General features: G+C 29.1%; 12 protein-coding genes and 2 riboswitches. Of the genes, 1 reads left to right on the forward strand and 11 read right to left on the reverse strand.

Features of this window, described 5'->3' with window-relative positions:
- Nucleotides 1-222: 222 nt before the first annotated feature.
- Nucleotides 223-1,563 (reverse strand): NCS2 family permease, encoded by a 1,341-nt coding sequence (locus tag I4U58_RS02270; protein WP_195929422.1) that lies wholly within the window; start codon nt 1,561-1,563, stop codon nt 223-225.
- Between the two features lie 350 nt (nt 1,564-1,913).
- Nucleotides 1,914-2,112, reverse strand: a riboswitch (cobalamin riboswitch).
- A 180-nt stretch (nt 2,113-2,292) separates the two neighbouring features.
- Here I4U58_RS02270 and glgB point away from each other — a divergent pair.
- Nucleotides 2,293-4,374, forward strand: a complete 2,082-nt coding sequence (gene glgB, locus I4U58_RS02275) for a 1,4-alpha-glucan branching enzyme (protein WP_243269533.1) — start codon at nt 2,293-2,295, stop codon at nt 4,372-4,374.
- A gap of 82 nt (nt 4,375-4,456) precedes the next feature.
- Here the strand turns inward: glgB and I4U58_RS02280 are convergent, their stop codons facing one another.
- From I4U58_RS02280 to I4U58_RS02325, 10 genes are all read right to left on the reverse strand, one after another.
- Entirely contained in the window at nt 4,457-4,795 is a 339-nt protein-coding gene (locus I4U58_RS02280) for a cupin domain-containing protein (RefSeq protein ID WP_195929423.1), read from the reverse strand.
- Nucleotides 4,796-4,858: 63 nt separating this feature from the next.
- On the reverse strand, nt 4,859-5,353 hold the full coding sequence (locus I4U58_RS02285; RefSeq protein ID WP_195929424.1) for a DUF3267 domain-containing protein: 495 nt from the start codon (nt 5,351-5,353) through the stop codon (nt 4,859-4,861).
- 213 nt (nt 5,354-5,566) lie between these two features.
- A complete protein-coding gene (locus I4U58_RS02290) occupies nt 5,567-5,845 on the reverse strand; it encodes a hypothetical protein (protein WP_195929425.1) in 279 nt (92 codons plus the stop codon).
- Complete coding sequence (locus I4U58_RS02295) at nt 5,845-6,480, reverse strand: energy-coupling factor transporter transmembrane component T (protein WP_195929426.1); 636 nt, start codon at nt 6,478-6,480, stop codon at nt 5,845-5,847. Before I4U58_RS02295 ends, I4U58_RS02290 begins: the two co-directional genes overlap by 1 nt.
- A 14-nt stretch (nt 6,481-6,494) precedes the next feature.
- A complete protein-coding gene (locus I4U58_RS02300) occupies nt 6,495-6,989 on the reverse strand; it encodes an MptD family putative ECF transporter S component (RefSeq protein WP_195929427.1) in 495 nt (164 codons plus the stop codon).
- Between the two features lie 339 nt (nt 6,990-7,328).
- Nucleotides 7,329-8,108 (reverse strand): DUF3169 family protein, encoded by a 780-nt coding sequence (locus I4U58_RS02305; RefSeq protein WP_195929428.1) that lies wholly within the window; start codon nt 8,106-8,108, stop codon nt 7,329-7,331.
- Entirely contained in the window at nt 8,109-8,315 is a 207-nt protein-coding gene (locus I4U58_RS02310) for a helix-turn-helix transcriptional regulator (RefSeq protein WP_195929429.1), read from the reverse strand.
- A gap of 159 nt (nt 8,316-8,474) precedes the next feature.
- Nucleotides 8,475-9,038, reverse strand: coding sequence for a TetR/AcrR family transcriptional regulator (locus I4U58_RS02315; RefSeq protein ID WP_195929430.1), 564 nt, complete (start codon nt 9,036-9,038; stop codon nt 8,475-8,477).
- Between the two features lie 142 nt (nt 9,039-9,180).
- On the reverse strand, nt 9,181-10,719 hold the full coding sequence (locus I4U58_RS02320) for an FGGY-family carbohydrate kinase (protein WP_195929431.1): 1,539 nt from the start codon (nt 10,717-10,719) through the stop codon (nt 9,181-9,183).
- Nucleotides 10,720-10,804: 85 nt separating this feature from the next.
- Nucleotides 10,805-10,922: riboswitch (FMN riboswitch) on the reverse strand.
- Between the two features lie 360 nt (nt 10,923-11,282).
- On the reverse strand, nt 11,283-11,714 hold the full coding sequence (locus tag I4U58_RS02325; RefSeq protein WP_195929432.1) for a flavodoxin: 432 nt from the start codon (nt 11,712-11,714) through the stop codon (nt 11,283-11,285).
- Nucleotides 11,715-11,962 lie beyond the last annotated feature (248 nt).

Genomic DNA, 11,962 nt, shown 5'->3' on the forward strand with positions numbered 1-11,962 from the left:
TCTGATATCTACATTTTACATCTTTTTTGATATATTGTGATATTTTTTTTAAACTTTTAAATATTTTTACTATAATAAAATCATTTTATATTATATTAAAAATCAAAAATAAATAGAATCAAAAAGCTGTTGCATAAAATCCCCTCAATTTATGCAACAGCTTTTCTCTATAATTCAAATCCCTTAAATACTTTTTTATAATTTTTATTTACTATGAGTCATTTACTTTAAGAATATAAATCTACATATAAATATTATACTCAATATTATTAATGAAATATTTATATCTTCTTTTTTATTAGTAACTAATTTTAATAAAGTATAAGATACTATACCGAATATTATTCCATCACCAACACTATTAGTAAGTGGCATTAATATAAATGTTAAAAACGCTGGTATAGCATTTGTATAATCATCGAAATCAATATCTTTAAAACAACTTGCCATCATAACACCTACAATTACAAGTGCTGCTCCTGTGGCTTGTGATGGAATAGCTATAAATAGAGGTGCTAAAAATAAAGATAATACAAATAATATTCCAACAGTAAATGTTGTTAATCCTGTTTTTCCACCTTCGCTTATCCCTGCTGTACTCTCCATAAAACATGTAACTGTTGATGTACCAAGCATAGCCCCTATTGTAGTTCCGATTGCATCTGCCAACATAGCTTGTTTTGCTTTAGGTATTTTTCCATTTTCGTCGATTAATTCTCCTTTAGCAGCTACACCTACTAAAAATCCTACAGTATCAAATAAATCCATAAATAAGAAAGTAAATACTACTATCACCATATCTAAACTAAATATTTGCTCTACTGGAACTGTAAAAGCCTGCATAAAAGTAGGAGCTAATGATGGAATGTTAAATGATACTATTGCACTTGGCAAAGCGACTATACCTGTAATCATTCCAATTGATGATGTAAGCAATATAGATAATAATAATGCTCCTTTTACATTTTTACATACTAATATTCCTGCTATAACTAGACCAGCTACTGTCAATATTACAAGTGGGTCATGCATATTTGCTAATGCTAATGTTCCACTTGCTGTACTTATAAGCCCCGCATTGCTCATTCCAACAGCAGCGATAAATAATCCCACCCCTGCTGTAACTGCATTTTTAAGATCATTTGGAATGCAATTTATTATCTGTTCTCTTAAATTTGTAACAGTTAAAATAATAAATAAAATTCCTTCTATAAATACACCCAATAATGCCATTTGCCATGTATATCCCATTTGTAAAACTACTGTATATGCAAAAAATGCATTTAGTCCCATCCCTGGAGCAAGAGCAATTGGATAATTTGATAAAAACGCCATAACAAAACATGCAACCGTAGCTGATAATGCAGTTGCAACAAATACTGCACCTGCATCCATTCCAGCATCTGCTAACATATTTGAGTTTACTGCTAGTATGTATGCCATCGTCATAAATGTAGTTAAACCAGCTATAACCTCAGTTTTGACATTTGTACCATGCTCACTTAACTTAAATACTTTCTCTAGTATACCTTTTTGACTTACTTTTTCCTGTGTAACTTGCATATCTCTCCCCCTTATAATTTGATACCTCTTTTATCAAAACTAGAAATAAATATAGTCTAGAAATGAAATATATAAATTTATTCAATTTTGAGGAGAGTCCAATTTTTAAACTATAAGGAATATATATAATATATTCTCTATAATTATAAAATTTTATTAAAATTAAAAAGTGCCTACTTCAAATAAAGTAGACACCACTAATATCTTATATACTCAAAGATTTCATTTTATACTCTTTCAATCAAAATAAATTTTAAATAAACTTAAAATTAAATTCTTTTATATTAAAAAAGTATAGAATAATCCCTTGGTTATCATGATATTTAGGTGGTGCTCTCGCGGAAGCTCTCCTAATAAAATTAATATTAAGCAGGCTTCCTGGCTTACAGATCAACGCGTTACTTCCCTTCTCACATACAAATGGCATGCAATGGATATATTAAGTATTGCTCCCTAGATTACAGTGACCGGATCGCTTAGGATTCTAACCTAATTTCCTTTTATTCAAATTTCTCATAAAATTTGACCACTTAATATCATAATAATATTCATTTCTATGATAAAATACTAACACAAGATGGAATTATTTGTCAATAAATCTTTTCACCATACAAGAGTGAGTTTTTTATTGGTTTATACTTAATTTTGTTGTTCTTATAAAGAGGTTTTATATATAATAAAAGTATAAATAAAAACCCACTAAATATATTTAGAAAGGATGATAAACATATGAAAAACATGCATGATTTTTATTGCGGAACTATGTTTGATGCTTATGAGTTTTTTGGGGCTCATGTTAGTAGGGAGAATGGTATTAAAGGAATTATTTTCAGGGTTTATGCCCCCGATGCAAAAGAAGTACAAGTTATAAGTGACTTCAATGATTGGGATGGAAATAAGGGGAAAATGACACAAATAGGAAGTAGTGGTATATTTACTTACTTCTCAGAGGATGCTAAATTGGGGATGTATTATAAATATTTAGTATTCGACCAGTACGGTAATTGCGTAGAAAAAACTGATCCATATGCATTTTATATGGAACTTAGACCTAAAAATGCATCTAGAATTGTGGACTTAAGTACATATAAATTCAACGACCAAAACTGGATGGAAAACAGAAGTAAAAACTTAGATAGACCACTAAACATCTATGAACTTCACTTCGGTTCATGGAAACATAAAAGTAATGAAGAAGTTTCAAGGGCAAGAGTTATTAAACAATGTGCCAATGTAGGAGCTGATAATAGTATAAGTGCGGACCAACTTGGGCATGACCTAAAATTAGAAAACTATATAAATAGTGAGTACGATTTGAATCAACCGATAGATATTACAGAGAGATGGTTTAACTATATGGAAATAGCTCCAGAGCTTATAAAATATGTAAAGGAAAATAACTATACTCATATAGAAATCCTTCCTTTGTGTGAACATCCATCTGATTGTTCATGGGGATACCAAATAACAGGTTTCTTTAGCCCAACTGCTAGATATGGTAAACCTGAAGATCTAATGGCTTTTATTGATTTATGCCATAGGGAAAATATAGGTGTAATTATGGACTATGTCCCTGTTCATTTTGCGCTTGATTCTTATTCACTAGGAAGATTTGGCGGTGGTGCACTTTATGAATATCCAAGTCACGACACTGGATATACTGAATGGGGCTCTCATAGCTTTAATTATTACAGAGGCGAAGTAAAAAGTTTCCTTCAATCTGTTGCAAACTTTTGGATTGAAGTTTACCACATTGATGGTCTTCGTATGGATGCTATAAGCAACCTTATTTATTGGAAGGGAGACTCTAACAGAGGTATAAATGAAGGCGGTATTGAGTTTTTAAAAAATATGAACCAACACCTTCAAGAAAATCATAAAGATATTATGTTGATTGCAGAGGATTCAACAGATTATCCTAAAGTTACTGAACCTGTTGAAGATGGTGGTCTTGGTTTTGATTATAAGTGGGATATGGGATGGATGAATGATACTCTTTCATATTTTCAAAAATCACCTTGGGAAAGAAGACAAGCATATCATCAAATAACATTCTCTATGATGTATTTTTATAACGAAAAATTCCTTCTACCTTTTTCACATGATGAAGTTGTTCATGGAAAAAGAACTATATTAGATAAAATGTGGGGCTCTTATGAAGATAAGTTTAGACAAGCTAAACTTCTTTATACTTACATGTTTACACACCCAGGCAAAAAATTAAACTTTATGGGTAATGAACTTGGACATTTTAGAGAATGGGATGAAACAAAGCCTCTTGACTGGGATTTATTAAAATATCCTGCTCACGATTCTTTCCATAGATTTATATCTGATCTTAATGGTTATTACATTCATTCTCCTCTTTTATATAAAAATGAATACTCAGATAAATCTTATAAGTGGATTCAAGCTGATGATATGGAGAAATGTGTATATGTATATGAAAGAATTTATGGTGATGAGAGAATTGTTATTTTCTTAAATGCTTTTTGTGATGATTACGAAAATTATGAAGTTAGATTTGATGAATCAGTAAAACTTGAATTAATTTTAAATACTGACTGGCTAAAATACGGTGGTAAAAGTGAACAAATACCAGAAATAGTAGAATCTGTTGACCTTTGGCACCAAGATGCCGGACATCTACACTGTAAAAATACTCACACTCCACATGTTGATGTAAAATATACTCTATTAGAAAATCCAGTCCATCTTTCTAAGAAAGAATTAGCTGGTGCTGGCAAAAACTATCAAGTTTCAGTACATCTACCAGGATTCTCAGCCAAAATATATAGAGTTATAGAATAAAATTTAATCAAAAAGGGGTTCAAATAGTCTAAAAACTATTGAACCTCTTTTTATTTATACTTATTTATATCTAAGTTAATTTCTATCTTGCTGGATGTTCTGGTATAACAGCATAAAAAGTTAAATCATCATCACTATCATTTATCAATGTATGAGTATGACCTTGTGGGCAATAGTGACATAATCCAGCTTCTACCCTTTCTTCTTTCCCATCATATATTACTTTACCTTTACCAGATGTAAAAAATATTATTTCACTATTAGTTTCATGTGTGTGTTCCCCTATTGATGCCCCTGGTTCTAATCTTCCACCTAATATTTTATTATTTTCATCTACATTCATTTTTGCATTTAGCGCCTTTTCCCCACCTTTAAAATTAGCTAATGCTTTTTCTTCGATTTTGTTAAAATCTAATATCATTATTGTTATCCCCCTGTTTTTTATTAACATATAAATTATGCTATAAAGATATTATAGTACACTTTATCTCTCAAACACAATTAACCCACACTCATATGGATGATCCATATAAAGAATTTCTTTTTTATCACTTTTATATCTCAATAATTTCAGTAAAATCGTCATATCTCCACCACCAGACAATATCATCAATTCGCCCATAATAAACCAAAATACTGAACCTGTAAATATCGAGATTAATGCTGGGATTATTCCTAAAACCACAGTCGGCATAATTCCACCGATAATATATTGAGATTTTGTAAGCATATCTTTGCAACAACAATAAGGTGTTAAACTAATTATTATTAATCCAAATTCTATAGATTTAAGATGATTTTTTGCGAAAATTGACCAAGTTATTCCATGTATCAATTCATGCAAAACAATTAATATTGCAAATACAACTAAGAATAATATAGGCTCTTTGAACGAAAATCTATAGACTCCGCTTTGATTTTGGTAGATAAATATTATAAATAGAAATATTATTATAGGTAACCCCAATACAAGCGCCATAATATTTGCATATACTACACTTATTGTTAAATCTTTTTCTTCATAACCTTGTTCAATTAATTCTTTTTTCTTCTCTTCGTATAATTTTTTTGTTTTTCTTCACCCTTGCTCAACTTCCTCTTTTCTTTTTCCATATACTCCTCCTAATTTAGCCTTATAAATTATGTAATATCTAAAATCACGAGAATTATATACTACTTTTAGTAAAATATATTATCTATATTCTATTTTAACATTTCCTATATCGCTTACTGCTTTTATAGTGTATTTAGGATTTTCTCCATATTCACCATAAAAACTTTCACCATATTTAGAAATATTATTAAAATTAATATCTATTTCATCAGGATTTTTACTTGAATCAAATTTAAAACTTAAATCTCTATCTATACCTAAATCTACATCACCATCTAGGTTTATATTGTTAAGAGTTGTACTTTCTGTATTAAGATATTTATAGTATAAATCTTTTATTTCAATATTATTGTTCATTATATTACTCCCTTCTTAAAGAGAATAAGTGGTAATATACAAATTAATATATATATGTAGTCTATAGCTTTTACTTTTATCTGCTCTACACAAGTATGATTTCCTTTTACTCCAATCCCTTTAGTAAGAGCTGCTATCGATAAATCCTGTGATACATTATTTCCATTCATCAATAACGGAATAATAATATATTCTAAAGTTTTCATTGGCTGTGTTATTAAACTAAATTTTCCTACCCCTATACCTCTAAAAGCCATCGCATTTCTTATTTGACTATAGTCTTCTTTTATTGTTGGGAAGAAACGAATAATTACCATGCATGGTATAATCATACATTCAGGTACATGAATTTTTCTTAATGCACATATAAATTCGCTCACCGTAGTCGTCATAAATGCATATGTTCCAGCTATAATACAAGGTAGTATCATACGTAGTGAAACTACAACCATAGAAACTAAAATTGCTATACGGTCATTTAATAGTGGAATACAAAAATAATCAATCATTAAAAATCCATAATACATTATCGCTAACTTTATACCACTTTTTATTTTCCCTGATAAGAAAAATGGTACTAATAATAAAAATGTTATAATTGCTTCTGTAATTTCATTTACATGTAAAAATAACATTAAGTTCGATATAATTAATAAACATAATTTTGTAATATGTATTCAAATAAACGCTCAATATATACTGCATCTTTTCCTCTTGCCACAAGATTTGATACATATTGATCTTTTAAAAACCACATTGGTAGTACAGGACCCATTAATCCATAAGAAAATACAATATAACTTAGCAAAATCATAGCTTTATTTTTATATTTACTTATATATCCTATTAAATCAGCAATTATTGCAAAAACTATATTTGTTACAAATGATAATATGAAATGCCCTGATGAAAAGAAAAATATCGACATTACTAATCCCATAATTGTTATGGCTCCAAATTTTTGAATTTTGACTACTAATAACATATATACACAACCAGATATTAAAGCTGGTATCAATACATACGATAATCCTGGTATAATAGCACTTGTTGCAAAAGTAGCAATTGTAACAAGTACAAAATAAATAGCAGTAAACACTCCTATTGAAATTAAATCTTGTATCATAAGTTTGTTTTCTTTCATAATTTCCCCCTATTCACTTTATTGTTTTTTATTTACTTAGATTTAACTTACTTACTCTTCATCATATTGATTTTAATTGTTAATATATTTTAATTATTATTCAATAACAATTATCATTATCGTATTATTTCAACTTATTTTTGTAAATATTTACATATAAAGATAATTTTCGCTCATAAAAAAAGTAGGTTTAGTTAACCTACTTTTCTATAATTTATTTATACGCCTTGCTTTTCTTTATTGTCATTCCTATAATTATGCCAGCCTTCATTCCAAAACATATACAATAAGAAATACTTATTACACCGAAATTATATATAAGTGATGATCCTCTACTTCCTAAAGATTATTTTTTGAACATTTAATTGATTCTCTACAATAAGAAACTGTTTGAACTAACCATATAATTGTAACCATTACTAGTGGCATAATTCCAAAATCAAAGAAATCATATCCAATTACACATATTATCCAAAGTATTAAGCATGTATTAGTAACTGATTTATGGGCTTTAAAAGAACTTTTGTATATATTTAATTTTATTGCCTCATCACAGCTATCAATCCATTTTTTGCTAAATTTAAAATCATATACACTACCATTTAAAAATGGATTTATTTCTTTTTCTAAGTTAACAACCTTATTTTGAATTAATATAGTTGATAATATACATACTACGAACCCAATGAAAAATGAAATTACTTTTGCATATGAGTCTTCAGATAATAATCCCATTCCAGCTCCAAAGAAGAAGAATCCAATTATTAAATTTACTGACGCAAATAATAATACGTATGATAATTTTACTTCTATATTATCTATAATTTCATCTTGTTCATCTGATTGATTCCATAATTTTAATTTTTTTCTTGAGCTATTATAAACAATAACACTCACTATTGTTACTAATATAGATAACACTAAACTTGCATAAGGTGTAATTGTCATAAGTATATTTAGAAGAAAATCTGATAACTCATCTCCAATATGTTTTTGTAAATATATAGAGCCTCCACCTATTATAGCTCCTCCCATCGCTGATATAATCATTACAATGATAAAACTTTTAAAAGCCTTCTTATCTTCTTTTTTAATTTCTTCTACACGATTATTATTCATTTATTTTTCCTCCTCATAACTGAAAATATCTTCTACACTTACATTTAAGACTTTCGCAATCTTAAGTGCTAGTGTTACTGATGGTGAATAATCACCACGCTCAATTTGACTAATTGTTTGTCTCGATACTCCGACTAAATTTCCCATTTCTGTTTGGTTTACTTTTATCTTTGCTCTATATTCTTTTAAACGATTATATAATGGCATATAACCCCTCCTGACTATTATTTTTGTCATTATGACAATTATTCTTGTCATAATTAATAATATGATATGACAAGCATAGTTGTCAACCATTATTTAATATTTTTTACAAAAAAATAAGCAGCCTGTATAGACTACTCTTTTAGTTATATATTTTTAAATTTATTTTTTAAAAGCATTAATTATGTTTGATAAAAATTCTATCTTATCATTAAATTCTTCTTCATTACAATTTATAACAGCCATTTGACCACCTATAAAAAATTTTGTAAATAAATTAACATCTTCTACTTGAAGTTCTCCCTTATCTACTTTATGTTGAATATACTTTTTCATAGGTCTTTCTATTTCTTTTGACATGTAAAATTCTAGTTGTTTGTGGAAAATTTCATTATCTGTCTTATCAAAGAACTTTTTATACTTGTAATTTTCTTCTCCTTGTATCATAACCCTTTTTAATTTTTTTATTATCTCATCTAAAGATAAATCTATTTTACTAAATAAAATCAAAAATGGCTCGCTACATTCTTTAGCATATTGGGTTACTGCTGTTTCATATAATTCATGCTTATTTTTAAAATAGTGATAGCACAAACCAGGTACCACATCAGCTGCCTTTGCTATATCCTTCATTGTTGTTGTCTCGTATCCCTTTTCTGCAAAAACTTGCATAGCTACATCTATAATTTCCTGTTTTCTTATTTCTGGATCTTTTGATACCCTCATTTTGCCCCCTAATTCCCTGTTTTAATTTTTACACTATGATAGTAGCACTGTGTTGAATATGTGTCAACGAATTTAATTCTAATTTTTTCCACAAACAATAACCCCCTATATATAAAATATATAGGGCTCCTTTTAAATCTATTTATAAACTTCTCATTTTTTCTAGTTGATTAAATACACTTTTCATATCATTTCTTATTATTTGTTGTTGAATTTTAAACATCTCTCTATAAAATTTAGTATTTTCTTTATTTGGAGTATAAACTTTTTTAACTTTAACTACATCTAAAAGTGCTTTTTTCAAATCGTGTATGTCACCTACTGCATAAGCGGCAAGTATTGCATCCGAAAGTACTGCACCTTCGACATTTTCTAATGTTACTACTTCACTTCCTAGCATGTCGGCCTTAATTTGATTCCATAAAGAACTTTTGCTGCCTCCTTCTGTCACAACAATTCTATCTAAATTACACCCTGCATTTCTATACATGTCTGCAACATAAATATAATCATAACCTATCGCCTCAAGCACAGCACGCCACATAATTCCTTGGTCCGTATTTGTTGTCAAATTTAAAAACGCTCCACTTGCATTTTCTATTCCTACAGAACCACCTTGTAGATAAGGAAGAAATAATACACCTTCACATCCTGGCTTAACTTTTTCAGCCTTTTGTTGTAGTTCATCATAATAAGAAGATTCACCAACCTTATCACAAATATTATCTCTAAACCATCTAAGCGATAACCCGCCAGTTCTTATGTATCCCCAGTAAAAATAAGTATCTGGCAATGTTCCACTACAGAAAATTAGACCAGAGTCTTTTGTGCTCAATTTTTCATTTATTTGATCTGTTGTTACAGTAAACATTGAACAAGTCCCTGCTACATCAGATGCCATGTTTGGATTTATTATTCCGCAAGCGATATTAGATTGCATTGTATCACCTGCACCTGCTACGATAGGTATTCCAGATGGTAATCCCAATTTTTCTGCCATTTCATCACATAGATTCCCTACAATATCCCATGGCTTAACTATTTTAGGCAACATCCTCATAGGTATATCTAAAAGTTTCATTTGCTTTTCTGACCATTTTTTATTTATAACATCATAACCAAGCGCCCATCCCGAAATAGTCGCCCAATCTATAAATGCATCATCAGCTTTTAATCCTGCTAATTTTGCCAAAACATAAGGTCCATTATTCAAAAGTTTTGCACCATTTTCTCTGAACCCTTCTATATTTTTTAAAAACCAACGCGCAAATAATGGTGGATAAAACGAATCTACATACGCATTTCCACTTTCACTTGCCCATATATTTTCTACATTTTCATTTAACCATTTTGCATCTTCTTTTGTTCTAGAATCTAGATAATTTATGTATGGAGTTATAGGGTTTAAATTTTTATCTACACCTACAATCCCACAGATTACACCATCTCCACAAATAGCTCTTATGTCTTTGGGATCTATACCACTAGCTTCAATACAGTATTTTATACCTTCAATTACACCATCTAAATAATCATCGACATCCATTTCAAGCCACTCTGGTTTTGGACATTTTAAATTAGTTGCTATTTGTGTTTTTGCCATACAAACCATATCATCCCTATACAAAGCTGTCTTTGTACTTTGAGTTCCACAATCAAATCCAATATAATACTTCGTCATTTACTATGCCTCCAAATTTCTTATATCTTCGGATTAAAAAAGCTCGAAGAAAATATCTCCGAGCTACATATTACCTAAATTCTAAAACATTCTTCTCTCATCCAGACTTTACTGTCGGCTTTGGAATTTCACCAAATCAACTATAAAAATAGTTCGCGGGCTTTACCGCCGGTAGGGAATTTCACCCTGCCCCGAAGACATATATTTTTATTTATAATTTGATGGTAGTATTATTGTAAATATATGTCAATAAAAACATTTTAAAGAGGAAAAGGGAGGTTTAAAAAATAGTTGCCTATTTTTTATCCTCCCTCGATATGGCTTAAATCTCTCTAAAGTTTTATTTTTTGAACACTTTTATTTACTTTTTTATTTTTTAACTTTTATTTTTAATTTTTATTTTTAACTTTTTAAATTTTATTTTTCGGTTTTAAAACAATATAAACTATATTTACATATTAAACATATATTAGTAGTATTTATAAAATACTATATGTATTAAAAATATTTCTATTCTTACATCTACTCTCTTTTTTGAATATATTTAGGGTTTTATATTTTTATTATGCTTGTGCTATTTTTTTACCATAAGCTTTACACTCGTCACAAGCGTCTCCTTCTGGTGTTTCATTAACTGTTAATCCTTCTTCTGACATTAAAACTGCACCAGCCGCTTTAGCATCAGCTTCCCAATCTCTCATCCAGTCACATTCTCCCCATCCATAAGATCCGAATAATGCTACTTTTTTACCATTTAATTTTGGTTTTATTGATGAATACATTGGTTCAAATTCTGAATCCTCTAATTCTTCATCTCCCATTGATGGGCAACCTAATACTATTTTTTCATAATTATCTACATCATCTATTCCAAAGCAATCACTTGTAGCTACTTCAACTTCAGCGCCTGCTTCTTTTATACCATCAGCTATTAAATTAGCCATTGCTTCTGTGTTTCCTGTTCCACTCCAATATACTACTGCTATTTTACTCATTTTAAATTTCCACCTTCCTTTGATTATTAATCTTTATTGTGAATTATTTATATTTGATATTAATTATCATTATCTTGATTTAAATTATAGTAAGTCTGTCTTAATCTGTCAATCACTTTTTCCTAATTTATTTTTATTTTTTATAATAAATGAATAAAACGGTTGGTATTGCTATACTTATAGATATAATTTAATTTTAGAAAGATGTGATTTCATGAAATTTATCCCTAATATTCTCTCATCATTTA

The organism is Clostridium sp. 1001270J_160509_D11, from assembly GCF_015667935.1.
In the GTDB taxonomy this organism is placed as follows: Bacteria; Bacillota; Clostridia; order Peptostreptococcales; family Peptostreptococcaceae; genus Intestinibacter.

Coding starts and splice junctions, on each gene's coding strand:
- I4U58_RS02300 (WP_195929427.1), bottom strand. CDS start 6,989: ATGAAAGAAAACAAACTTATGATACAAGATTTAATTTCAATAGGAGTG.
- I4U58_RS02295 (WP_195929426.1), bottom strand. CDS start 6,480: ATGTTATTTTTACATGTAAATGAAATTACAGAAGCAATTATAACATTT.
- I4U58_RS02310 (WP_195929429.1), bottom strand. CDS start 8,315: ATGCCATTATATAATCGTTTAAAAGAATATAGAGCAAAGATAAAAGTA.
- I4U58_RS02290 (WP_195929425.1), bottom strand. CDS start 5,845: ATGAACAATAATATTGAAATAAAAGATTTATACTATAAATATCTTAAT.
- glgB (WP_243269533.1), top strand. CDS start 2,293: ATGAAAAACATGCATGATTTTTATTGCGGAACTATGTTTGATGCTTAT.
- I4U58_RS02325 (WP_195929432.1), bottom strand. CDS start 11,714: ATGAGTAAAATAGCAGTAGTATATTGGAGTGGAACAGGAAACACAGAA.
- I4U58_RS02280 (WP_195929423.1), bottom strand. CDS start 4,795: ATGATATTAGATTTTAACAAAATCGAAGAAAAAGCATTAGCTAATTTT.
- I4U58_RS02315 (WP_195929430.1), bottom strand. CDS start 9,038: ATGAGGGTATCAAAAGATCCAGAAATAAGAAAACAGGAAATTATAGAT.
- I4U58_RS02305 (WP_195929428.1), bottom strand. CDS start 8,108: ATGAATAATAATCGTGTAGAAGAAATTAAAAAAGAAGATAAGAAGGCT.
- I4U58_RS02320 (WP_195929431.1), bottom strand. CDS start 10,719: ATGACGAAGTATTATATTGGATTTGATTGTGGAACTCAAAGTACAAAG.
- I4U58_RS02285 (WP_195929424.1), bottom strand. CDS start 5,353: ATGGCGCTTGTATTGGGGTTACCTATAATAATATTTCTATTTATAATA.
- I4U58_RS02270 (WP_195929422.1), bottom strand. CDS start 1,563: ATGCAAGTTACACAGGAAAAAGTAAGTCAAAAAGGTATACTAGAGAAA.